The organism is Helicobacter pylori (assembly GCF_002832345.1).
Taxonomy (GTDB): domain Bacteria; phylum Campylobacterota; class Campylobacteria; order Campylobacterales; family Helicobacteraceae; genus Helicobacter; species Helicobacter pylori_CP.
Genome location: NZ_PHLZ01000007.1, coordinates 1 through 23,606, shown reverse-complemented (window position 1 = coordinate 23,606; position 23,606 = coordinate 1). Strand labels below are relative to the sequence as shown.

At 41.1% G+C, this 23,606-nt stretch carries 18 protein-coding genes and 1 tRNA gene; 17 read left to right on the top strand and 2 right to left on the bottom strand.

What is annotated here, in order from left to right; translation table 11 throughout:
• Positions 1-28 precede the first annotated feature (28 nt).
• From tuf to fusA, 13 genes are all read left to right on the top strand, one after another.
• A complete protein-coding gene (gene tuf / locus CXY28_RS03220) occupies positions 29-1,228 on the top strand; it encodes an elongation factor Tu (RefSeq protein ID WP_100979441.1) in 1,200 nt (399 codons plus the stop codon).
• 33 nt (positions 1,229-1,261) lie between these two features.
• Positions 1,262-1,420, top strand: a complete 159-nt coding sequence (gene rpmG / locus CXY28_RS03215) for a 50S ribosomal protein L33 (protein ID WP_000865159.1) — start codon at positions 1,262-1,264, stop codon at positions 1,418-1,420.
• 39 nt (positions 1,421-1,459) lie between these two features.
• Positions 1,460-1,535 (top strand) — tRNA-Trp (locus CXY28_RS03210).
• A gap of 142 nt (positions 1,536-1,677) precedes the next feature.
• Positions 1,678-1,857 carry a preprotein translocase subunit SecE gene (gene secE, locus CXY28_RS03205; protein WP_000362125.1) on the top strand — a complete coding sequence of 60 codons (180 nt, stop codon included), beginning with the start codon at positions 1,678-1,680 and terminating at the stop codon, positions 1,855-1,857.
• Positions 1,858-1,886: 29 nt separating this feature from the next.
• The gene (gene nusG / locus CXY28_RS03200) at positions 1,887-2,414 is read left to right on the top strand and encodes a transcription termination/antitermination protein NusG (RefSeq protein ID WP_001846772.1); all 528 of its coding nucleotides are present in this window, start codon (positions 1,887-1,889) and stop codon (positions 2,412-2,414) included.
• 17 nt (positions 2,415-2,431) lie between these two features.
• On the top strand, positions 2,432-2,857 hold the full coding sequence (rplK, locus tag CXY28_RS03195; protein ID WP_001085997.1) for a 50S ribosomal protein L11: 426 nt from the start codon (positions 2,432-2,434) through the stop codon (positions 2,855-2,857).
• Between the two features lie 44 nt (positions 2,858-2,901).
• Entirely contained in the window at positions 2,902-3,606 is a 705-nt protein-coding gene (gene rplA / locus CXY28_RS03190; protein ID WP_100979440.1) for a 50S ribosomal protein L1, read from the top strand.
• A 108-nt stretch (positions 3,607-3,714) separates the two neighbouring features.
• Positions 3,715-4,209, top strand: coding sequence for a 50S ribosomal protein L10 (rplJ, locus tag CXY28_RS03185; protein ID WP_100979439.1), 495 nt, complete (start codon positions 3,715-3,717; stop codon positions 4,207-4,209).
• A 44-nt stretch (positions 4,210-4,253) separates the two neighbouring features.
• Positions 4,254-4,631, top strand: a complete 378-nt coding sequence (rplL, locus tag CXY28_RS03180; RefSeq protein ID WP_001018228.1) for a 50S ribosomal protein L7/L12 — start codon at positions 4,254-4,256, stop codon at positions 4,629-4,631.
• Positions 4,632-4,853: 222 nt separating this feature from the next.
• Positions 4,854-13,526, top strand: a complete 8,673-nt coding sequence (locus CXY28_RS03170; RefSeq protein WP_100979438.1) for a DNA-directed RNA polymerase subunit beta/beta' — start codon at positions 4,854-4,856, stop codon at positions 13,524-13,526.
• An 88-nt stretch (positions 13,527-13,614) separates the two neighbouring features.
• Positions 13,615-14,022: a 30S ribosomal protein S12 gene (gene rpsL / locus CXY28_RS03165; protein ID WP_001142321.1), complete on the top strand. Its 408-nt coding sequence runs from the start codon at positions 13,615-13,617 to the stop codon at positions 14,020-14,022.
• 15 nt (positions 14,023-14,037) lie between these two features.
• Positions 14,038-14,505: a 30S ribosomal protein S7 gene (rpsG, locus tag CXY28_RS03160; protein WP_001254357.1), complete on the top strand. Its 468-nt coding sequence runs from the start codon at positions 14,038-14,040 to the stop codon at positions 14,503-14,505.
• An 11-nt stretch (positions 14,506-14,516) separates the two neighbouring features.
• Positions 14,517-16,595 carry an elongation factor G gene (gene fusA, locus CXY28_RS03155; RefSeq protein ID WP_100979437.1) on the top strand — a complete coding sequence of 693 codons (2,079 nt, stop codon included), beginning with the start codon at positions 14,517-14,519 and terminating at the stop codon, positions 16,593-16,595.
• 543 nt (positions 16,596-17,138) lie between these two features.
• On the opposite strand, the gene CXY28_RS03150 is transcribed toward fusA, so the two are convergent.
• Complete coding sequence (locus CXY28_RS03150) at positions 17,139-18,128, bottom strand: aldo/keto reductase (protein WP_100979436.1); 990 nt, start codon at positions 18,126-18,128, stop codon at positions 17,139-17,141.
• Between the two features lie 218 nt (positions 18,129-18,346).
• Between CXY28_RS03150 and CXY28_RS03140 the strand changes: the two genes are divergently transcribed.
• Complete coding sequence (locus CXY28_RS03140) at positions 18,347-18,727, top strand: hypothetical protein (RefSeq protein WP_000744161.1); 381 nt, start codon at positions 18,347-18,349, stop codon at positions 18,725-18,727.
• Positions 18,728-18,916: 189 nt separating this feature from the next.
• Here CXY28_RS03140 and waaF read toward each other — a convergent pair whose 3' ends face one another.
• Positions 18,917-19,966 (bottom strand): lipopolysaccharide heptosyltransferase II, encoded by a 1,050-nt coding sequence (waaF, locus tag CXY28_RS03135; RefSeq protein ID WP_100979434.1) that lies wholly within the window; start codon positions 19,964-19,966, stop codon positions 18,917-18,919.
• Positions 19,967-20,027: 61 nt separating this feature from the next.
• Between waaF and hisS the strand changes: the two genes are divergently transcribed.
• The 3 genes from hisS to CXY28_RS03120 form a co-directional block, all read left to right on the top strand.
• On the top strand, positions 20,028-21,356 hold the full coding sequence (gene hisS, locus CXY28_RS03130; protein WP_100979433.1) for a histidine--tRNA ligase: 1,329 nt from the start codon (positions 20,028-20,030) through the stop codon (positions 21,354-21,356).
• A complete protein-coding gene (asd, locus tag CXY28_RS03125) occupies positions 21,343-22,383 on the top strand; it encodes an aspartate-semialdehyde dehydrogenase (protein ID WP_100950368.1) in 1,041 nt (346 codons plus the stop codon). The genes hisS and asd overlap by 14 nt, the downstream gene beginning before the upstream one ends.
• 432 nt (positions 22,384-22,815) lie before the next feature.
• On the top strand, positions 22,816-23,606 hold a 791-nt coding region (locus CXY28_RS03120; protein WP_157819741.1), incomplete at its 3' end, for a DUF874 family protein.

Sequence of the window (23,606 nt, the reverse complement as noted above, 5' to 3'; positions counted from 1 at the left end):
ATTTCAATAAAATTAAGGAGAAATACAAATGGCAAAAGAAAAGTTTAACAGAACTAAGCCGCATGTTAATATTGGAACCATTGGGCATGTAGACCATGGTAAAACGACTTTGAGTGCAGCGATTTCAGCGGTGCTTTCTTTGAAAGGTCTTGCAGAAATGAAAGACTATGATAATATTGATAACGCCCCTGAAGAAAAAGAAAGAGGGATCACTATCGCTACTTCTCACATTGAATATGAGACTGAAAACAGACACTATGCGCATGTGGATTGCCCAGGACACGCTGACTATGTAAAAAACATGATCACCGGTGCGGCGCAAATGGACGGAGCGATTTTGGTTGTTTCTGCAGCTGATGGCCCTATGCCTCAAACCAGAGAGCATATCTTATTGTCTCGTCAAGTAGGCGTGCCTCACATCGTTGTTTTCTTAAACAAACAAGACATGGTAGATGACCAAGAATTGTTAGAACTTGTAGAAATGGAAGTGCGCGAATTGTTGAGCGCGTATGAATTCCCTGGCGATGACACTCCTATTATAGCGGGTTCAGCTTTGAGAGCTTTAGAAGAAGCAAAGGCTGGTAATGTGGGTGAATGGGGTGAAAAAGTGCTTAAACTTATGGCTGAAGTGGATGCCTATATCCCTACTCCAGAAAGAGACACTGAAAAAACTTTCTTGATGCCGGTTGAAGATGTGTTCTCTATTGCAGGTAGAGGGACTGTGGTTACAGGCAGGATTGAAAGAGGCGTGGTGAAAGTAGGCGATGAAGTGGAAATCGTTGGTATCAGACCTACACAAAAAACGACTGTAACCGGTGTAGAAATGTTTAGGAAAGAGTTGGAAAAAGGTGAAGCCGGCGATAATGTGGGCGTGCTTTTGAGAGGAACTAAAAAAGAAGAAGTAGAACGCGGTATGGTTCTATGCAAACCAAGTTCTATCACTCCGCACAAGAAGTTTGAGGGAGAAATTTATGTCCTTTCTAAAGAAGAAGGCGGGAGACACACTCCATTCTTCACCAATTACCGCCCGCAATTCTATGTGCGCACGACTGATGTGACTGGCTCTATCACCCTTCCTGAAGGCGTAGAAATGGTTATGCCTGGCGATAATGTGAAAATCACTGTAGAATTGATTAGCCCTGTTGCGTTAGAGTTGGGAACTAAATTTGCGATTCGTGAAGGCGGTAGGACCGTTGGTGCTGGTGTTGTGAGCAATATTATTGAATAATATTAGTAAAAAGAGTTACCATAAAGGGTCATTATGAAAGTTAAAATAGGGTTGAAGTGTTCTGATTGTGAAGACATCAATTACAGCACAACCAAGAACGCTAAAACTAACACTGAAAAACTGGAGCTTAAGAAGTTCTGCCCAAGGGAAAACAAGCACACTCTTCATAAAGAAATCAAATTGAAGAGCTAGCTCTTTCTTTTGTGTTGTGATTTAAAAGGAGGGGAGGTTAGGTCAGTAGCTCCAATGGTAGAGCGTCGGTCTCCAAAACCGGTTGTTGGGGGTTCGAGTCCCTCCTGGCCTGCCATCTACTAATTTATTCTATCAAATTTTTGTCTCAATTGGATTGTTTTTGAATTTTTTAATTTTAGTTTAAGCTATTTTGGATAAAATTGAAAATTCTTTTAATGTATAAATGTATTAAGTTTAAGTGAGGGCGAAAAGAAACTATGGATAAATGGCTCATGCAATATAAATTAGCTAGAGAAGAGCTTTCTAAAGTGATATTTCCTATTAAGGAGCAGATACGCAACGCGCTTGTTTCTGTTTTGGTGGTAGTGAGTGCTATCACGCTGTTTTTAGCTTTGTTGGATTTTTCTCTGGGGGCTTTTGTCTCTAGTGTTCTATAGGTTGGTGGCTTTAAATAAGGAGAATAATGATGGATTGGTATGCTATACAAACTTATTCAGGGAGCGAGCAGTCCGTTAAAAAAGCGATTGAGAATCTAGCGAATGACCATAATATAAGAGATAGGATACAAGAGATTATTGTGCCTACTGAAGATATTATAGAGGTTTCTAAAAAAAGCAAGACGAAAGTAACGGAACGAAGCCTTTATCCTGGATATGTTTTTATTAAGGTGGATTTAGATACGGTTTTGTGGCATAAGATACAATCTTTGCCAAGAGTGAGCCGTTTTATTGGAGAAAATAAAAAGCCAACCCCATTGAGTGAAGCGGATATTGGGCATATTTTAGAAAAAATGAATAACCGAGCAGCCCCCAAGCCCAAAATCTTTTTTGAGCAAGGCGAAGTGGTGCGTGTGGTGGAAGGTCCTTTTGCAAACTTTACCGCTACGGTGGAAGAGTATGATGTGGAGCACCGCAAGCTCAAGCTCAATGTTTCTATTTTTGGCAGGAACACTCCAATAGAGATTTTGCATTCGCAAGTGGAAAAAATTATATAACTTTTTAAGGAGAAAACATGGCTAAAAAAGTAGTCGGAGAAATCAAACTTCAAATCCCTGCCGGTAAGGCAAACCCTTCACCTCCCGTAGGGCCAGCGTTGGGTCAAAGAGGGGTTAATATCATGGAATTTTGTAAGGCTTTTAATGAAAGAACTAAAGACATGGGGAGTTTTAATATCCCGGTGATTATCACGGTTTATCAAGACAAGAGTTTTACCTTTATCACTAAAAAGCCTCCGGTAACGGATTTGATCAAAAAAGCTTCTGGGGTTGAAAAAGGTTCTGACAACCCGCTCAAAAATAAGATCGCAAAGCTCACCCACAAGCAAGTGGAAGAGATCGCGCAATTGAAAATGGAAGATTTAAACACAAGCACCATGGAAGCGGCCAAAAAAATCGTTATGGGCAGCGCTAGGAGCATGGGCGTAGAAGTTGTGGATTGATTGGGTTTTGTTGGAATTGAAAGAAATTTTTAAGGATTAGAATCGTGGCAAAAAAAATATTTAAAAGATTGGAAAAACTTTTTTCTAAAATTCAAAACGATAAAGCGTATGGCGTAGAGCAAGGCGTAGAGGTGGTTAAATCCCTCGCTTCAGCCAAATTTGATGAAACCGTGGAAGTAGCGTTAAGATTGGGGGTTGATCCGAGGCATGCGGATCAAATGGTGCGCGGTGCGGTGGTGCTTCCTCATGGAACAGGGAAAAAAGTGAGGGTGGCTGTTTTTGCAAAAGACATTAAACAAGATGAAGCCAAGAACGCTGGGGCTGATGTCGTTGGCGGAGACGATTTGGCTGAAGAAATCAAAAATGGTCGCATTGATTTTGACATGGTGATCGCAACGCCTGATATGATGGCGGTTGTCGGTAAAGTGGGTAGGATTTTAGGTCCTAAGGGTTTGATGCCAAACCCTAAAACCGGAACCGTTACGATGGATATTGCTAAAGCGGTTACTAACGCTAAAAGCGGTCAAGTGAATTTCAGGGTGGATAAAAAGGGCAATGTTCATGCCCCTATTGGCAAAGCGAGTTTTCCTGAAGAAAAAATCAAAGAAAACATGCTTGAGTTGGTTAAAACAATCAACCGCCTAAAACCCAGTAGTGCGAAAGGCAAGTATATTAGAAACGCCGCTCTTTCGCTTACCATGTCGCCTTCAGTGAATTTAGACGCACAGGAATTGATGGATATTAAATAGCGTTAGGAGTTTTTAATCTTAGGCTGAAGATCGTAAGAGCTAAAAAGCTTAAAATTTCTTTTTTAAAAAGATAATCTTGCAGAGGTCTAGTCTAGAAAGGAGGAAAAGATGCAAAAACAACATCAAAGGCAGCATAAAGTAGAGCTAGTCGCTAACTTAAAGTCGCAATTTGCAGACGCCAAAGCCCTTTTAATTTGCGATTATAAGGGTCTTAGCGTGAGAAAGTTGGAAGCTTTAAGGAATAAGGCTCGCAATCAAGGCATTAAAGTGCAAGTGATTAAGAACACTCTCGCTCATATTGCCATGAAAGAGGCTGGCTATTCTGATTTGGATTTGAAAGAAACCAATGTGTTTTTGTGGGGCGGTGATCAAATCGCTCTCTCTAAACTCGTGTTTGATTTCCAAAAAGAGCATAAAGATCACTTTGTGTTGAAAGCGGGCTTGTTTGATAAAGAAAGCGTTAGCGTAGCTCATGTGGAAGCGGTTTCAAAACTCCCAAGCAAAGAAGAGCTTATGGGAATGTTGCTTTCTGTTTGGACGGCTCCGGTGCGTTATTTTGTGACCGGTTTAGACAATTTGCGTAAAGCGAAAGAAGAAAACTAAGAGCCTATGATGGCTTTAATTAAAAAAATTTGAAGGATTGGATTATGGCAATTTCAAAAGAAGAAGTGTTAGAGTATATTGGTTCATTGAGCGTTTTAGAGCTTTCTGAATTGGTTAAAATGTTTGAGGAAAAATTTGGCGTGAGCGCGACTCCAACGGTCGTAGCGGGTGCGGCTGTAGCTGGCGGTGCAGCGGCTGAGAGCGAAGAAAAAACCGAATTTAATGTGATTTTGGCTGATAGCGGTGCTGAAAAAATCAAGGTGATTAAAGTGGTTCGTGAAATTACTGGGCTTGGCCTAAAAGAAGCTAAAGACGCTACCGAAAAAACCCCTCATGTGCTTAAAGAGGGCGTGAATAAAGAAGAAGCTGAAACCATCAAGAAGAAACTTGAAGAAGTAGGCGCTAAGGTTGAAGTCAAGTAAGACTTAAAAACAGAAAGGCCTTTGCGCCTTTCTCTGATCTAGTGTGGCAGATGATTTTGCTCCATGATTTTGTTTGTGAGCGTGTGGCCTAAAGTGGTTAGTATTGCAGGTGGGTTTTGGTATTTTTATCATGGATGGTTTTAAAGTTTAAAGATCCTTTTGCAATGCTTACTTGAATTAATGTATTAAATAACTCAAAATTTTTGATCAAAGGCTTGAAATATGTCAAAAAAAATTCCCCTAAAAAACCGCTTGAGAGCTGATTTTACAAAAACCCCGACAGATTTAGAAGTTCCTAATTTATTATTATTACAACGAGACAGCTATGATTCTTTCTTGTATTCCAAAGATGGCAAAGAGAGTGGGATTGAAAAGGTTTTTAAATCCATTTTCCCTATTCAAGATGAGCATAACCGTATCACTTTAGAATACGCAGGTTGCGAATTTGGCAAGTCTAAATACACTGTTAGAGAAGCGATGGAGAGAGGCATTACCTACTCTATCCCCCTCAAAATTAAAGTGCGCTTGATCTTGTGGGAAAAAGACACCAAAAGTGGCGAAAAGAACGGCATCAAGGATATTAAAGAACAAAGCATTTTCATTCGTGAGATCCCTTTGATGACAGAACGCACTTCATTTATTATTAATGGGGTGGAGCGCGTGGTCGTCAATCAGCTCCACAGAAGCCCCGGTGTGATTTTCAAAGAAGAAGAATCCAGCACTTCTTTAAACAAGCTCATTTACACAGGGCAAATCATCCCTGATAGGGGTTCGTGGCTGTATTTTGAATACGATTCTAAAGATGTTTTATACGCTCGTATCAATAAACGCCGTAAAGTGCCTGTTACCATTTTATTCAGGGCGATGGATTATCAAAAGCAAGACATCATCAAAATGTTCTACCCGCTTGTTAAAGTGCGTTATGAAAACGATAAATATTTGATCCCGTTTGCTTCATTAGACGCTAATCAAAGAATGGAATTTGACTTGAAAGATCCGCAAGGCAAGATCATTCTTTTAGCGGGTAAAAAGCTCACTTCCAGAAAGATTAAAGAGCTTAAAGAAAACCATTTAGAATGGGTGGAATACCCTATGGATATTTTAATCAATCGTCATTTAGCTGAGCCTGTTATGGTGGGGAAAGAGGTCTTATTGGACATGCTCACTCAGCTGGATAAAAACAGATTAGAAAAAATCCACGATTTGGGCGTGCAAGAATTTGTGATCATCAACGATCTAGCGTTAGGGCATGACGCTTCCATTATCCATTCTTTTTTGGCCGATTATGAGTCTTTGAAATTGCTCAAGCAAACTGAAAAGATTGATGATGAAAACGCTCTAGCGGCGATTCGTATCCATAAGGTTATGAAACCAGGCGATCCTGTTACGACTGAAGTGGCTAAGCAATTTGTCAAAAAACTTTTCTTTGACCCTGAACGCTATGATTTGACCATGGTGGGGCGCATGAAAATGAATCACAAGTTAGGCTTGCATGTGCCTGATTACATTACGACTTTGACGCATGAAGATATTATCACCACTGTTAAATACCTCATGAAAATCAAAAACAATCAGGGCAAGATTGATGACAGGGATCACTTAGGCAATCGTAGGATCAGAGCGGTAGGGGAATTACTAGCCAATGAATTGCATTCAGGCTTAGTGAAAATGCAAAAGACCATTAAAGACAAGCTCACTACCATGAGCGGGGCTTTTGATTCGCTCATGCCCCATGACTTGGTCAATTCTAAAATGATCACCAGCACCATCATGGAATTTTTCATGGGTGGCCAGCTCTCGCAATTTATGGATCAAACTAACCCTTTGAGTGAGATTACGCACAAACGACGCCTTTCAGCGCTCGGTGAAGGGGGATTGGTGAAAGACAGGGTAGGGTTTGAAGCTAGGGATGTGCACCCCACGCATTATGGCCGAATTTGTCCCATTGAGACCCCAGAAGGTCAAAATATCGGTTTGATCAACACCCTTTCCACTTTCACGAGAGTGAATGATTTAGGCTTTATTGAAGCCCCTTATAAAAAGGTTGTGGATGGCAAGGTCGTGGGTGAGACGATTTATTTGACCGCTATTCAAGAAGACAGCCACATCATCGCTCCCGCAAGCGCCCCCATTGATGAAGAGGGTAATATTTTAGGCGATTTGATTGAAACGCGCGTGGAAGGCGAGATTGTTTTAAACGAAAAGAGTAAAGTTACCTTAATGGATTTAAGCTCTAGCATGCTAGTAGGGGTCGCCGCATCGCTCATTCCTTTCTTAGAGCATGATGACGCCAACCGCGCCTTAATGGGGACTAACATGCAGCGCCAAGCGGTGCCCTTATTAAGAAGCGACGCTCCCATTGTAGGCACAGGGATTGAAAAAATTATCGCTAGGGATTCTTGGGGAGCGATCAAGGCTAATCGCGCAGGCGTTGTAGAAAAAATTGATTCTAAAAATATTTATATTTTAGGCGAAGGCAAAGAAGAGGCCTATATTGATGCGTATTCTTTGCAAAAAAACTTGCGCACCAACCAAAACACCAGTTTCAATCAAGTCCCTATCGTTAAGGTGGGCGATAAAGTGGAAGCCGGGCAAATCATCGCTGATGGCCCTAGCATGGATAGGGGCGAGTTAGCGTTAGGGAAAAATGTGCGCGTGGCGTTCATGCCTTGGAATGGCTATAACTTTGAAGACGCCATCGTGGTGAGTGAGCGCATCACTAAAGACGATGTTTTCACTTCCACCCACATTTATGAAAAAGAAGTGGATGCTAGGGAGCTTAAGCATGGTGCGGAAGAATTTACCGCTGATATTCCTGATGTGAAAGAAGAAGCGCTCGCTCATCTTGATGAAAGCGGGATCGTTAAAGTTGGCACTTATGTGAGCGCCGGCATGATTTTAGTGGGTAAGACTTCTCCTAAAGGCGAGATTAAAAGCACGCCTGAAGAGCGGCTCTTAAGGGCCATTTTTGGGGATAAAGCCGGGCATGTGGTCAATAAGAGTTTGTATTGCCCCCCCAGTTTGGAAGGCACGGTGATTGATGTGAAAGTCTTCACTAAAAAAGGCTATGAGAAAGACGCGCGGGTTTTGAGCGCGTATGAAGAAGAAAAAGCCAAGCTTGATATGGAGCATTTTGACCGCTTGACCATGCTCAATAGAGAAGAATTGTTGCGCGTTAGCTCGCTCCTTTCTCAAGCGATTTTAGAAGAGCCTTTCAGCCATAATGGTAAGGATTATAAAGAAGGCGATCAAATCCCTAAAGAAGAAATCGCTTCAATCAACCGCTTCACTTTGGCTAGTTTAGTCAAAAAGTATTCTAAAGAAGTGCAAAACCACTATGAAATCACTAAAAACAATTTCTTAGAGCAAAAGAAAGTTTTGGGTGAAGAGCATGAAGAAAAGCTCTCTATTTTAGAAAAAGATGATATTTTGCCTAATGGCGTGATCAAAAAAGTCAAGCTCTATATCGCTACAAAACGAAAGCTTAAAGTGGGCGATAAAATGGCAGGAAGGCATGGGAATAAAGGGATTGTGTCTAATATCGTGCCGGTTGCGGATATGCCTTATACCGCTGATGGCGAGCCTGTGGATATTGTCTTAAACCCTTTAGGCGTGCCAAGTCGCATGAACATCGGGCAGATTTTAGAAATGCATTTAGGCTTAGTGGGGAAAGAATTTGGGAAACAAATCGCTCGCATGCTAGAGGATAAAACCAGAGATTTTGCCAAAGAATTGCGCACTAAAATGCTAGAAATCGCTAACGCCATTAATGAAAAAGACCCCTTGACAATCCATGTCCTTGAAAATTGTTCTGATGAAGAGTGTTTGGAATACGCCAAAGATTGGAGCAAGGGCGTTAAGATGGCTATCCCTGTGTTTGAAGGCATCTCACAAGAAAAATTTTATAAGCTATTTGAATTAGCCAAGATCGCTATGGATGGCAAAATGGATCTGTATGACGGGCGCACAGGCGAAAAAATGAGGGAGCGCGTGAATGTGGGCTATATGTATATGATCAAACTCCACCACTTAGTGGATGAAAAAGTCCATGCCAGAAGCACAGGCCCTTATAGCCTAGTAACGCACCAACCCGTTGGGGGTAAAGCGCTCTTTGGGGGTCAAAGGTTTGGGGAAATGGAAGTGTGGGCCTTGGAAGCTTATGGCGCAGCGCACACTCTCAAAGAAATGCTTACCATTAAATCCGATGATATTAGAGGCAGAGAGAACGCTTATAGGGCTATCGCTAAAGGTGAGCAAGTGGGCGAGAGCGAAATCCCTGAGACTTTCTATGTTTTGACTAAAGAATTGCAATCGCTCGCTTTGGATATCAATATTTTTGGGGACGATGTGGATGAGGATGGAGCGCCTAAACCCATTGTCATTAAAGAAGATGACAGGCCTAAAGACTTTAGCTCTTTCCAGCTCACTCTAGCCAGCCCTGAAAAAATCCATTCTTGGAGTTATGGGGAAGTTAAAAAGCCAGAAACGATCAATTATCGCACTCTAAAACCTGAACGGGACGGCTTGTTTTGCATGAAAATCTTTGGCCCTACTAAAGATTATGAATGCTTGTGCGGTAAATACAAAAAGCCTCGCTTCAAAGACATTGGCACATGCGAAAAATGCGGCGTGGCGATCACGCACTCCAAAGTCAGGCGTTTTAGAATGGGGCATATTGAATTGGCCACTCCTGTAGCACACATCTGGTATGTCAATTCCTTACCTAGCCGTATCGGCACGCTTTTAGGCGTTAAGATGAAAGATTTAGAGCGCGTGTTGTATTATGAAGCTTATATCGTTAAAGAACCAGGCGAAGCCGCTTATGACAATGAAGGCACTAAGCTTGTGATGAAATACGATATTTTGAATGAAGAGCAGTATCAAAATATCTCACGAAGATACGAAGATAGGGGTTTTGTAGCGCAAATGGGCGGCGAAGCGATCAAGGATTTGTTAGAAGAAATTGATCTGATCACCTTATTGCAGAGTTTGAAAGAAGAAGTGAAAGACACTAATTCTGATGCGAAAAAGAAAAAACTCATTAAGCGTTTGAAAGTGGTAGAAAGCTTTTTAAATTCTGGTAACAGGCCTGAGTGGATGATGCTCACGGTTTTACCGGTATTGCCGCCGGATTTAAGGCCTTTAGTCGCGCTAGATGGCGGGAAGTTTGCGGTTAGTGATGTGAATGAATTGTATCGTCGTGTCATCAATCGTAACCAACGCTTGAAACGCCTAATGGAGCTTGGGGCACCAGAAATCATTGTGCGCAACGAAAAAAGGATGTTGCAAGAAGCCGTGGATGTGCTTTTTGATAACGGCCGCAGCACCAATGCGGTTAAAGGGGCTAACAAACGCCCTTTAAAATCGCTCAGTGAGATCATTAAAGGCAAGCAAGGGCGTTTCAGGCAAAACCTTTTAGGTAAGCGCGTGGATTTTTCAGGCAGAAGCGTGATTGTGGTTGGGCCTAACCTTAAAATGGATGAATGCGGGTTGCCTAAAAACATGGCGTTAGAACTCTTCAAACCGCATTTGTTATCCAAGCTTGAAGAGAGAGGCTATGCCACCACGCTCAAACAAGCTAAACGCATGATTGAGCAAAAAAGCAATGAAGTGTGGGAGTGCTTGCAAGAAATCACAGAGGGGTATCCGGTGCTACTCAACCGCGCTCCTACCTTGCACAAGCAATCCATTCAAGCGTTCCATCCAAAGCTGATTGACGGCAAAGCGATCCAGTTGCACCCGTTAGTGTGTTCAGCGTTTAACGCCGATTTTGACGGGGATCAAATGGCGGTGCATGTGCCTTTAAGCCAGGAAGCGATCGCTGAATGCAAGGTGCTTATGCTAAGCTCTATGAATATCCTTTTGCCCGCTAGCGGTAAAGCCGTAGCCATTCCTAGCCAGGATATGGTTTTAGGGCTTTATTATCTTTCTTTAGAAAAGAGTGGGGTCAAGGGTGAACATAAGCTTTTTTCTAGCGTGAATGAAATCATCATCGCTATTGACACGAAAGAATTAGACATCCACGCAAAGATTAGGGTTTTAGATCAAGGGAATATTATCGCTACGAGCGCGGGGCGCATGATTATTAAATCTATTTTGCCTGATTTTATCCCTACGGATTTGTGGAACAGACCCATGAAGAAAAAAGATATTGGCGTGCTTGTGGATTATGTGCATAAAGTCGGCGGTATCGGCATTACTGCAACCTTTTTGGATAATTTGAAAACGCTTGGCTTTAGGTATGCGACTAAGGCTGGTATTTCTATCTCTATGGAGGATATTATCACGCCAAAAGACAAGCAAAAAATGGTGGAAAAAGCCAAAGTAGAGGTTAAAAAAATCCAGCAACAATACGATCAAGGGTTGCTCACTGACCAAGAGCGTTACAATAAGATCATTGACACTTGGACTGAAGTCAATGACAAAATGAGTAAAGAAATGATGACCGCTATCGCGCAAGATAAAGAGGGCTTTAACTCTATTTATATGATGGCGGATAGCGGCGCAAGGGGTAGCGCGGCGCAAATCCGTCAGCTTTCAGCGATGAGGGGTCTTATGACAAAGCCGGACGGCAGCATCATTGAAACACCCATTATTTCTAACTTTAAAGAGGGGTTGAATGTCTTAGAATACTTTAACTCCACGCATGGCGCTAGAAAGGGCTTAGCGGATACAGCACTAAAAACAGCCAATGCGGGGTATTTGACAAGAAAGCTCATTGATGTTTCGCAAAATGTCAAGGTGGTGTCTGATGATTGCGGCACGCATGAAGGGATTGAAATCACGGATATTGCAGTAGGGAGTGAATTGATTGAACCTTTAGAAGAGCGTATTTTTGGGCGCGTTTTATTAGAAGATGTGATCGATCCTATTACGAATGAAATCTTGCTTTATGCGGACACTTTGATTGATGAAGAGGGTGCTAAAAAGGTGGTTGAAGCTGGGATTAAATCCATTACGATCCGCACCCCAGTAACTTGTAAAGCGCCAAAGGGCGTGTGCGCGAAATGCTATGGCTTGAATTTGGGCGAAGGCAAGATGAGCTATCCAGGTGAAGCGGTGGGCGTGGTAGCCGCGCAATCTATTGGGGAGCCTGGAACGCAGCTCACTTTAAGGACTTTCCATGTGGGCGGGACAGCGAGCAGGAGTCAGGATGAGCGTGAAATCGTGGCGAGCAAAGAAGGTTTTGTGCGTTTTTATAATCTTAGGACTTACACGAACAAAGAGGGTAAAAACATTATCGCTAACCGCCGTAACGCTTCTATTTTAGTGGTAGAGCCTAAGATTAAAGCGCCTTTTGATGGGGAATTACGCATTGAAACGGTCTATGAAGAAGTCGTTGTGAGCGTGAAAAATGGCGATCAAGAAGCTAAGTTCGTTTTAAGAAGAAGCGATATTGTCAAGCCGAGCGAATTAGCCGGCGTTGGCGGTAAGATTGAGGGGAAAGTGTATTTGCCTTATGCTAGCGGGCATAAGGTGCATAAGGGGGGAAGTATCGCTGATATTATCCAAGAGGGCTGGAATGTGCCTAATCGCATCCCTTACGCGAGCGAATTGCTAGTCAAGGATAATGACCCTATTGCGCAAGATGTGTATGCCAAAGAAAAAGGCGTGATCAAATACTATGTTTTAGAGGCTAACCATTTAGAGCGCACCCATGGGATCAAAAAGGGCGATATTGTGAGCGAAAAAGGCTTGTTTGCGGTGGTAGCTGATGATAATGGTAGGGAAGCCGCTCGCCATTATATCGCTAGGGGTTCTGAGATCTTGATTGATGATAATAGTGAAGTGAGCGCTAATAGCGTGATTTCTAAACCCACGACTAACACTTTCAAAACGATTGCCACATGGGATCCTTACAACACCCCTATCATTGCGGACTTTAAAGGTAAGGTGAATTTTGTGGATGTTATCGCAGGGGTTACGGTCGCTGAAAAAGAAGACGAAAATACCGGTATCACCAGTTTAGTGGTGAATGATTACATTCCAAGCGGGTACAAACCAAGCTTGTTTTTAGAGGGGGTTGATGGCGAAGAAGCGCGTTATTTCCTAGAGCCAAAAACTTCTATCGCTATTAGCGATGGCTCTAGCGTGGAGCAGGCTGAAGTGCTAGCGAAAATCCCTAAAGCGACCGTTAAATCTAAAGACATTACCGGAGGTCTCCCAAGGGTTTCTGAACTCTTTGAAGCGAGAAAGCCCAAGCCTAAAGATGTGGCGATCCTTTCTGAAGTGGATGGGATAGTGAGTTTTGGCAAACCCATTCGCAATAAAGAACACATCATCGTAACCTCTAAAGATGGCCGTTCTATGGATTATTTTGTGGATAAAGGTAAGCAAATTTTAGTGCATGCCGATGAATTTGTGCATGCAGGAGAAGCGATGACGGATGGAGTAATCTCAAGCCATGATATTTTAAGGATCAGTGGCGAAAAAGAGCTTTATAAATACATTGTGAGCGAAGTCCAGCAAGTGTATCGCAGGCAGGGGGTGAGCATTGCCGACAAGCACATTGAAATCATTGTCTCTCAAATGCTAAGGCAAGTGCGCATTTTAGACAGCGGGGATAGCAAGTTTATTGAAGGGGATTTAGTCAGTAAAAAACTCTTCAAAGAAGAAAACGCTCGTGTGATCGCTTTAAAAGGCGATCCAGCGATTGCTGAACCGGTGCTTTTAGGGATCACCAGAGCGGCTATTGGGAGCGATAGCATCATTTCAGCGGCCTCTTTTCAAGAAACGACTAAAGTTTTAACAGAAGCCAGTATCGCTATGAAAAAAGACTTTTTAGAAGACTTGAAAGAAAATGTGGTGTTAGGAAGGATGATCCCTGTGGGAACGGGCATGTATAAGAATAAAAAAATCGTGCTGAGAGCACTTGAGGATAACTCTAAATTTTGATATAAGAAATCGGTTAAGATTTTTAAAAGAAAAATTAGGGTAAAATGGGAGAACTTTTAGTTTTAAATTTTTAGAATAAGGAAAAATAGTGCCTACTATCAATCAGTTGATTAGAAAAGAAAGGAAAAAGGTGGTTAAAAAAACGAAATCGCCTGCATTAGTGGAATGCCCTCAAAGAAGAGGGGTTTGTACTAGGGTTTATACGACTACCCCTAAAAAGCCTAACTCGGCTTTAAGAAAGGTCGCTAAGGTTCGTTTGACCAGTAAATTTGAAGTGATCAGTTATATCCCTGGTGAAGGGCATAACTTGCAAGAACACTCCATTGTGTTAGTGCGTGGGGGTAGGGTTAAGGATTTACCCGGTGTGAAATACCACATCGTTCGTGGCGCTTTAGACACCGCAGGGGTCAATAAAAGAACGGTTTCACGCTCTAAATACGGGACTAAAAAAGCTAAAGCAACCGACAAGAAAGCAACAGACAACAAGAAAAAATAAGAGGAAAACAAAAACATGAGAAGAAGAAAAGCACCCGTTAGGGAGGTTTTGGGCGATCCTGTTTATGGGAACAAGGTGGTTACCAAGTTTATCAACAAGATGATGTTCGACGGCAAGAAAAGCGTAGCGGAAAAAATCATCTACAAAGCTTTTAATAAGATTGAAGAAAAAAGCGGTGAAAAAGGGATTGAAGTGTTTGAAAAAGCCCTAGAAAGAGTGCGTCCTTTAGTGGAGGTGCGTAGCAGAAGAGTGGGTGGGGCTACCTATCAAGTGCCGGTAGAAGTGAGGGCGAGCCGCCAGCAGTCGCTATCTATTCGTTGGATTTTAGAAGCGACCAGAAAACGCAATGAAAGAATGATGGTGGATAGATTGGCTAACGAACTTATGGATGCGGCTAGCGATAAGGGTGCGGCTTTTAAGAAAAAAGAAGATGTGCATAAAATGGCAGAAGCGAATAAAGCGTTCGCGCACTACCGCTGGTAATTGGAGTTAGAATGGCTAGAAAAACTCCATTAAATAGGATTAGGAATATTGGTATCGCTGCTCACATTGATGCCGGGAAAACCACCACTTCTGAAAGGATTTTATTCTATACAGGCGTGAGTCATAAAATTGGCGAAGTGCATGACGGCGCGGCGACAATGGATTGGATGGAGCAAGAAAAAGAAAGAGGGATCACGATCACTTCTGCGGCAACGACTTGCTTTTGGAAGGATCACCAAATCAATTTGATTGACACTCCAGGGCATGTGGATTTCACTATTGAAGTGGAACGATCCATGCGCGTGCTGGATGGTGCGGTTTCGGTGTTTTGCTCGGTTGGGGGCGTGCAGCCTCAAAGCGAGACCGTGTGGCGTCAAGCGAATAAATACGGCGTGCCTAGGATTGTTTTTGTCAATAAAATGGATAGGATTGGGGCGAATTTCTATAGTGTAGAAAACCAGATTAAGCTTCGCTTGAAAGCCAATCCTGTGCCTATTAATATTCCTATTGGGGCTGAAGACACTTTCATTGGCGTGATTGATTTAGTCCAAATGAAAGCGATTGTTTGGAATAATGAAACCATGGGGGCCAAATACGATGTGGAAGAAATCCCTAGCGATTTGTTAGAAAAGGCTAAACAATACCGAGAAAAGCTTGTAGAAGCCGTAGCCGAGCAAGATGAAGCCTTAATGGAAAAGTATTTAGGCGGTGAGGAATTGAGTATTGAAGAAATCAAAAAAGGCATTAAAACAGGTTGTTTGAACATGAGTCTTGTCCCTATGCTTTGTGGTTCTTCTTTTAAAAATAAAGGCGTGCAGACTTTATTAGATGCGGTCATTGATTACTTGCCAGCACCTACGGAGGTTGTGGATATTAAGGGGATTGATCCAAAAACCGAAGAAGAAGTTTTTGTGAAGTCTAGCGATGATGGCGAGTTTGCCGGCTTGGCGTTTAAAATCATGACGGATCCTTTTGTGGGCCAACTCACTTTTGTGCGCGTGTATCGTGGTAAGCTAGAGTCCGGTAGCTATGTGTATAACTCCACCAAAGACAAAAAAGAGCGTGTGGGAAGACTGCTTAAAATGCACTCCAACAAGAGAGAAGACATTAAAGAAGTTTATGCGGGTGAGATTTGCGCGTTTGTGGGCTTAAAAGACACGCTGACTGGGGACACGCTTTGCGATGAAAAGAACGCGGTGGTTTTAGAGAGAATGGAATTTCCTGAGCCGGTCATTCACATCGCTGTGGAGCCTAAAACGAAAGCAGACCAGGAAAAAATGGGCGTAGCGTTAGGCAAGCTCGCTGAAGAAGATCCAAGCTTTAGGGTGATGACTCAAGAAGAAACCGGGCAAACCCTCATTGGTGGTATGGGTGAATTGCACCTAGAAATCATCGTGGATAGATTGAAAAGAGAATTTAAGGTGGAAGCTGAAATCGGTCAGCCGCAAGTCGCCTTTAGAGAGGCTATCCGTTCCAGCGTGAGCAAAGAGCATAAATACGCTAAGCAAAGCGGTGGTCGTGGGCAATATGGGCATGTGTTTATCAAGCTTGAGCCTAAAGAGCCTGGCAGTGGGTATGAATTTGTGAATGAAATTTCTGGGGGCGTGATCCCTAAAGAATATATCCCTGCGGTGGATAAGGGTATCCAAGAAGCGATGCAAAATGGCGTTTTGGCAGGCTATCCGGTGGTGGATTTTAAAGTTACCCTTTATGATGGGAGCTACCATGATGTGGATTCTTCAGAAATGGCGTTTAAAATCGCTGGCTCTATGGCGTTTAAAGAAGCGAGTCGCGCGGCTAACCCGGTTTTACTAGAGCCTATGATGAAAGTGGAAGTGGAAGTCCCTGAAGAATACATGGGCGATGTGATTGGCGATTTGAATAGAAGAAGAGGGCAAATCAATTCTATGGACGACCGATTAGGCTTGAAAATCGTGAACGCTTTTGTGCCGTTGGTGGAAATGTTTGGTTATTCTACGGATTTACGATCAGCCACTCAAGGGCGTGGGACTTACTCTATGGAGTTCGATCATTATGGCGAAGTGCCCAGCAATATCGCTAAGGAAATTGTAGAAAAGCGTAAGGGTTGATTTTATCATAACGCTCTCTTATTTTAGGGGGTGTTATAGGCACTATTTAAACTTTTTCTCTTTTGGATTTAAAAAGGCTTTTTGAGTGTTTTTATCCCTTTTTATCTCTCTAATTACCTTTTTTGCTATAAGATTATTTTTTGGCTCTATTCTTGTCAAAAACAGGAGTAACTAAAATTTTTTAATTTTTTAAAAAATGGGGTTTTGGTTACTTTGTTTAATCGTTTTAGATTTTATTTCATGGTGGAATTCGTTTTCTTAAGGGGTTAGGGGGTGTTTTGTAGCAATGCTCTTTAAAAATCCCCTAATTCATAGACCGCCTTACAGGAAATTCCGCTTGACTCATAAAAAGCTCTTTTGTATTCAATCTTAAAAAACGCTTTTTGGTATTTTTCAAATTTTTATAATCAATTTTTTATTAAAACAAAGCCTTGTTAAAATGCCTTAAAAAGTTTGTCAGGGGGATAAAAACACACTGACAAACAGAAAATAACACTCAATCTCTTTTAAAAGAGCCAATGCAATTATAAATACCCAATACTTTTATTGATTCACCATTTTATTGATTCTTTCAGGGTAGCGAGCCCTTTCTATTTTGATTGCAGTCAATTCTTTTTGGAAAATCTCCAATTCTTTTTGACTCCAAGAAACCTGCAAAGCCCCTATATTTTCTATGAGCCTGGATTCTTTGGTGGTGCCAAAGAGAGGGACAATAATTTTTTGCGTGTGCAAAATCCATGAGAGAGCCAGTTGGGCTGGTGTAACGCCTTTAGCGTGTGCATGATCTTGGATTAATTCCACAAAGACATAATTTTTGGCTAGATTTTCTTGATTAAACCTAGGACAAACGCTTCTAAAATCCCCACTATCGAAGGTGGCATTTTTTTCAAATTTCGCGCCTAAAAACCCCTTACCCAAAGGCGAAAAAGCGACAAAGCCAATTTTTTCTTTTTCTAAAAAACCTAAAATCTCTTTTTCAGGTTCGCGCCACCACAAGGAATATTCGCTCTGCAACGCGCTTAAAGGGCAAATTTGATGGGCTTTTTGGATGCTAGATAACCCTGCCTCACTCATCCCCCAAGCTTTAATTTTTCCTTCTTTAATAAGAGCTTGCATAACTTCTGCCACTTCTTCTATGGGCGTGTTAGTATCCATGCGGTGTTGGTAGTATAAATCAATGCATTCTACTTTTAAGCGTTTCAAACTCCCTTCAATGGCACTCTTAATGCGGTTAGGACTGGAGTCTAAAAACATGGTTGCGTATTTGTCATTAGGATCTGCGTAGTAAATCCCAAACTTGCTCGCTACCACAACCTTGTCTTTAAAAGGCTTGATCGCTTCGCCTAAAAGCTTTTCATTATCTTCCCCATAAGCCTCTGCAGTGTCAAAAAAGTTAATACCCAATTCCAAAGCCTTATGGATAAGTTTAACCATCTGCTTTTTATCATGGACTTCCCCATACCCATAAGTCATGCCCATGCACCCTAGAGCTAATGCACTCACTTTTAAAGGGCCTAAATGACGCTGTTGCATACAAACTCCTTGATTTCATATTGTTTTTTCAGTATAACCGCAATCTTAATTTTTGTCAAACTTTCTAAAACCAAAGATAATTTATCAAGTTTTTTGTATTGTAGCTTTTTTAAGGTAGCAAAACCACCAAACCAATCAAAAATTTGATTGGTTTCTATTCGTTTACTTTTGGGAAATATAATTCTCTCGCTTTTAAGATCATCACAAGGAGTTTTCGTATGAAAAAGCAAATCTTGACAGGTGTTTTATTATCAGTTTTGGCAGTGAGTTCCGCATACGCTCACAAAGATAAAAAAGACGCTAAAAAACCTGAGTTAAGCTCTCAATTAGTGGCTCACAAAGATAAAAAAGACGCTAAAAAACCTGAGTTAAGCTCTCAATTAGTGGCTCACAAAGATAAAAAAGACGCTAAAAAACCTGAGTTAAGCTCTCAATTAGTGGCTCACAAAGATAAAAAAGACGCTAAAAAACCTGAGTTAAGCTCTCAATTAGTGGCTCACAAAGATAAAAAAGACGCTAAAAAACCTGAGTTAAGCTCTCAATTAGTGGCTCACAAAGATAAAAAAGACGCCAAAAAACCTAAAAACTCAGTGGCCTAATGGCTTTGACTCTAAAAAAGCGTTTTTAAAAACGCTTTTTTGGATATTATCCTATAATTTCCTACTATTTTTTAAAACCTTTGATGGGATTTATTGCTCTTCTCACGCCTTTAAAAATAAAGTTTAAATCTTTTATATGCTAGAATTTTGTCAATACGGCTATATTTTTTAAAAAGTGCATAAAGGGCGTTAAGGCTTTTCTAAAAGAGTGTGAGCGGCTTCTAGGACTTCAAGGGGCGTGATAGATTTCATGCATAAGTGGTTTTTTTCATTCTTTAAAGGGCAAACTCGTTTCTTGCAAGGCGCACAGCTTAAATGGTGGTTCAATACGATCGCTTTTTGAGCTTTATAGGGGCGAGTCTCTTTTTCATCAGTGGGGCCAAAAAGAGCGATTAAGGGGGTTTGTGCACTAGCAGCCGCATGCATGGGACCGCTATCGTTAGTGATGAATAAATCTAAAATAGCGATGCGTTGTATCAATTCTTCAATGCTTGTTTTCCCGCACAGATTGTAAGCGTTATTGAACAATAAGGGGTTTTTTAACAAGCCTTTGATGAGTTTTAAAATCTCTTCAGAAACGATAGCGTCTTCTTTAGCCCCAAAAAAATAAATTTCATGCCCTTTTTCCAACAAAGCAGTAGCGGCTTTGGCGTAATAAGAAGCCGGCCATCTTTTAGCGCTCCCATAGCTTGCACTAGGGTTAAAGCCGATTTTTTTAGGAGTGTTTGGGGTGTGAGCGGGGAGGTTAAAGGCTAATTTTAAGGGTAAAACGCTTTTTTGATCCAATTCTTTTTTTAAAAATTGCGAAAATAAAAAGCAATACTTTTCCACTTGATGATACTCTTTAGGGGCAGTAGTTATCGCATGACTTAGGAAAAAAGAACGGAAAAATTGAGCAAAACCGATGCGAACGGGCGTTTTTGTCGCATAGAGCAAAAAAGCGGAATAAAAATGGTTGTTTAAAGTGATCGCTATATCGCAACGCCCTATTTTTTGAGCGAGTTTGTGAGTGGCTAGCAGCCTGAAAAAGGATTTTTTGGTGTCGTCTATAAAAACGGCTTCTATTTTTTCATCTTTTTTGAAAAGTTCGCAAGTGATTTGTGGGCCCACTAAGATAAAATGCGCGTTAGGGTAGTGGTGTTTAAGGGTGTAAAAAAGCGAGCTTGCCATCACCCCATCGCCTAACCAATTAGGCAAACGCAATAAAATACGCATGCGTTTGGGCGCATTTACGCTCATCAATAGCCCTTTTTTAAAGATTTTAGGCTAAAATTTTAGCATACAAATACAAGGAAATGGAATGATTACCCCTAAAGTGTTGAGCGGGTTTAAAGACCGCTTGCCTAAAGATGCGATACAAAAAGCCCAGTTGCTTGCGAAAGTTTCAGTCGTGTTTCAAAGTTTTGGTTTTGTGCCGATTGAAACCCCTCATTTGGAATACGCTCAAACGTTATTGCCTGATGCGAGCAGTGATATTCAAAAAGAAATTTATCGTTTTAAAGACCATGGGGATAGGGATGTGGCTTTAAGGTTTGATTTGACCGTGCCATTAGCCCGCTTTGTCTCTTTGCACCACCAAACGCTAGGCATGCCCTTTAAACGCTACGCTATAGGCAATGTCTTTAGAGGCGAAAGGGCGCAAAAAGGGCGTTACAGGGAATTCACGCAATGCGATTTTGATTTTATAGGGAGCGAAAGTTTGGTGTGCGATGCTGAGATCATTCAAGTGATCATCGCTTCCTTAAAAGCTTTGGATTTAGAAGATTTTTGCGTCTCTATCAACCACAGAAAAATTTTGAACGGGATATGCGAATATTTTGGGATCTCTCAAGTGAATGAAGCGTTGCGCATTGTGGATAAATTAGAAAAAATTGGCCTAAATGGGGTTGAAGAAGAATTAAAAAAAGAGTGCGATTTAGATTCAAACACCATTAAAGAGCTTTTAGAAATGGTTCAAATCCAACAAAACGATTTAAGCCATGCGGAATTTTTTGAAAAAATTGCTTATTTGAAAGACTATAATGAAAATCTAAAAAAGGGCATACAGGATTTAGAAAGGCTATACCAGTTGCTAGGGGATTTACAAATTTCTCAAAACCTGTATAAAATTGATTTTTCTATCGCTAGGGGGTTAGGGTATTATACGGGGATTGTGTATGAAACCACGCTTAATGATATGAAGTCTTTAGGGAGCGTGTGTTCAGGGGGCCGTTATGATCATTTGACTAAAAATTTTTCTAAAGAAAATTTACAAGGGGTAGGGGCTTCTATTGGGATTGATCGATTGATTGTGGCTTTGAGTGAAATGCAATTATTAGACGAGCGCTCCACCCAAGCCAAAGTCTTAATCGCTTGCATGCATGAAGAGTATTTTTCTTACGCCAACCGCTTAGCGGAGTCTTTAAGGCAAAGCGGTATTTTTAGCGAAGTCTATCCAGAAGCTCAAAAAATCAAAAAACCCTTTTCTTATGCCAACCATAAGGGGCATGAGTTTGTGGTTATTATTGGCGAAGAAGAATTTAAAAGCGAAACCTTAAGCTTGAAAAACATGCATTCAGGCATGCAGTTGAATTGCTTGAGTTTTTTAAAAGCCCTTGAAATCATTGGAGAAAACGATGAAGACTTATAATGTCGCTATTGTTGGGGCCAGTGGGGCGGTAGGCCAAGAGCTGATTAAAGGTTTAGAAAATTCTTTTTTCCCAATTAAAAAATTTGTCCCGCTCGCTAGCACTAGGAGTGCTGGTAAAAAGATCAAAGCTTTCAATAAAGACTATGAAATTTTAGAAACCACGCATGAAGTTTTTGAAAAAGAAAAAATAGACATCGCCTTTTTTAGCGCTGGGGGGAGCGTGAGCGAAGAATTTGCCACAAGCGCTGCAAAAACGGCCTTAGTGGTTGATAACACGAGCTTTTTTAGATTGCATAAAGATGTACCTTTAGTCGTGCCTGAAATCAACGCTAAAGAAATTTTTAACGCTCCTTTGAATATCATCGCTAACCCTAATTGCTCCACCATTCAAATGACGCAAATCTTAAACCCCTTACACCTTCATTTTAAGATAAAAAGCGTGATTGTTAGCACCTATCAGGCCGTGAGTGGGGCAGGAAATAAGGGCATAGAAAGTTTAAAAAATGAGCTAAAAACCGCATTAGAACATTTGGAAAAAGACCCCGCTATTGATTTAAACCAGGTTTTGCGAGCCGGGGCTTTCGCTTATCCGATCGCTTTCAATGCGATCGCTCATATTGATACTTTTAAGGAGAATGGCTACACGAAAGAAGAGCTGAAAATGGTGCATGAAACCCATAAAATCATGGGCGTGGATTTCCCTATCAGCGCGACTTGCGTGCGCGTGCCGGTATTGAGGAGCCATAGCGAGAGTTTGAGTATCGCTTTTGAAAAAGAATTCGATCTTAAAGAAGTCTATGAAGTTTTAAAAAACGCCCCTAGCGTGGTTGTTTGCGATGATCCTAGCTATAATCTCTACCCTACGCCCTTAAAAGCGAGCCACACGGATAGCGTCTTTATTGGACGCTTGAGGAAGGATTTGTTTGATAAGAAAACCTTGCACGGCTTTTGCGTGGCGGATCAATTAAGAGTGGGGGCAGCCACCAATGCGCTCAAAATCGCCATGCATTACATTAAGAACGCTTGAGTTTATTCAAAGATAACAAAGATGAATGCGCATGCACTTGAATTAAGGATAAGGATCAATCTAACCCAATCTCTAAAAAAGAGCTTTAAGTTACTAGGCTTGCGATGTTAAACCAGGGTGTAATTGAATTTCTCAAGGCTTGATTGAGAGAAATGCTAGTATTTGGTAGGTCAAAAGGAATGAAAGGCTTACACTCAAGCAGAGAGTGAATGTTTAGCTAGCGAGTTATTGCCTATTATCCCATTTAAAAGGATGTGAGTTTAAGGTATAAGGGAAACTTGTATCAAGTTTTATTGAAATGGATTAGAAAAATCTGATTGGATTGACCCTTACAATTTTTCAAACCAATCGTTTAATAACGATTGAATATGACTATATACACTACAACAATAAGATTTTGAAAAGTGAGATTGTTTTTTTGAAAGGATTTAAATGCCTATTATAAGGGTTTTAGTAATGCTTGCAACAATGATGATGAAGTTAGGAAAAACGGCAAAAGAAAAGAAAGTTTTTAAGAATGTGGGAATGTCTATAATGGGGATTGCTTTTTGGGAAGCGATAAAAGACTCGATAAAAAAACAAATTAAAAAAAGCAATTGGATATGCGGGAATGTTAAGACTGCGGATGATTATTTAAAAACGCATCCTAACTCATGGTTTAATTCAGCAATAGGTGTAACAGCTTTAACAGCCATGCTTATGAATGTGTGTTTTGCTGATGACCAATCCAAAAAGGAAGTGGCTGAAACTCAAAAGGAAGCTGAAAATGCTAGGGATAGAGCAAACAAGAGTGGGATAGAACTAGAACAAGAAAAACAAAAGACAGAACAAGAAAAACAAAAGACAGAACAAGAAAAACAAAAGACAAGCAATATAGAGACTAATAACCAAATAAAAGTAGAACAAGAACAACAAAAGACAGAACAAGAAAAACAAAAGACAAGCAATATAGAGACTAATAACCAAATAAAAGTAGAACAAGAACAACAAAAGACAGAACAAGAACAACAAAAGACAGAACAAGAAAAACAAAAGACAAACAATACGCAAAAAGATCTCATTAAAAAAGCAGAACAAAATTGCCAAGAAAATCATAGTCAATTCTTTATTAAAAAATTAGGGATTAAGGGTGGCATTGCTATAGAAATAGAAGCTGAATGCAAAACCCCTAAACCTACAAAAACCAACCAAACCCCTATCCAGCCAAAACACCTTCCAAACTC

Excerpts from the sequence above, each read along its gene's own strand:
- rpmG (WP_000865159.1), top strand. The coding sequence starts at position 1,262 with ATGAAAGTTAAAATAGGGTTGAAGTGTTCTGATTGTGAAGACATCAAT.
- fusA (WP_100979437.1), top strand. The coding sequence starts at position 14,517 with ATGGCTAGAAAAACTCCATTAAATAGGATTAGGAATATTGGTATCGCT.
- waaF (WP_100979434.1), bottom strand. The coding sequence starts at position 19,966 with ATGAGCGTAAATGCGCCCAAACGCATGCGTATTTTATTGCGTTTGCCT.
- tuf (WP_100979441.1), top strand. The coding sequence starts at position 29 with ATGGCAAAAGAAAAGTTTAACAGAACTAAGCCGCATGTTAATATTGGA.
- CXY28_RS03140 (WP_000744161.1), top strand. The coding sequence starts at position 18,347 with ATGAAAAAGCAAATCTTGACAGGTGTTTTATTATCAGTTTTGGCAGTG.
- secE (WP_000362125.1), top strand. The coding sequence starts at position 1,678 with ATGGATAAATGGCTCATGCAATATAAATTAGCTAGAGAAGAGCTTTCT.
- CXY28_RS03170 (WP_100979438.1), top strand. The coding sequence starts at position 4,854 with ATGTCAAAAAAAATTCCCCTAAAAAACCGCTTGAGAGCTGATTTTACA.
- rplL (WP_001018228.1), top strand. The coding sequence starts at position 4,254 with ATGGCAATTTCAAAAGAAGAAGTGTTAGAGTATATTGGTTCATTGAGC.
- nusG (WP_001846772.1), top strand. The coding sequence starts at position 1,887 with ATGGATTGGTATGCTATACAAACTTATTCAGGGAGCGAGCAGTCCGTT.
- rplK (WP_001085997.1), top strand. The coding sequence starts at position 2,432 with ATGGCTAAAAAAGTAGTCGGAGAAATCAAACTTCAAATCCCTGCCGGT.
- asd (WP_100950368.1), top strand. The coding sequence starts at position 21,343 with ATGAAGACTTATAATGTCGCTATTGTTGGGGCCAGTGGGGCGGTAGGC.
- hisS (WP_100979433.1), top strand. The coding sequence starts at position 20,028 with ATGATTACCCCTAAAGTGTTGAGCGGGTTTAAAGACCGCTTGCCTAAA.
- CXY28_RS03150 (WP_100979436.1), bottom strand. The coding sequence starts at position 18,128 with ATGCAACAGCGTCATTTAGGCCCTTTAAAAGTGAGTGCATTAGCTCTA.
- rplJ (WP_100979439.1), top strand. The coding sequence starts at position 3,715 with ATGCAAAAACAACATCAAAGGCAGCATAAAGTAGAGCTAGTCGCTAAC.
- rpsG (WP_001254357.1), top strand. The coding sequence starts at position 14,038 with ATGAGAAGAAGAAAAGCACCCGTTAGGGAGGTTTTGGGCGATCCTGTT.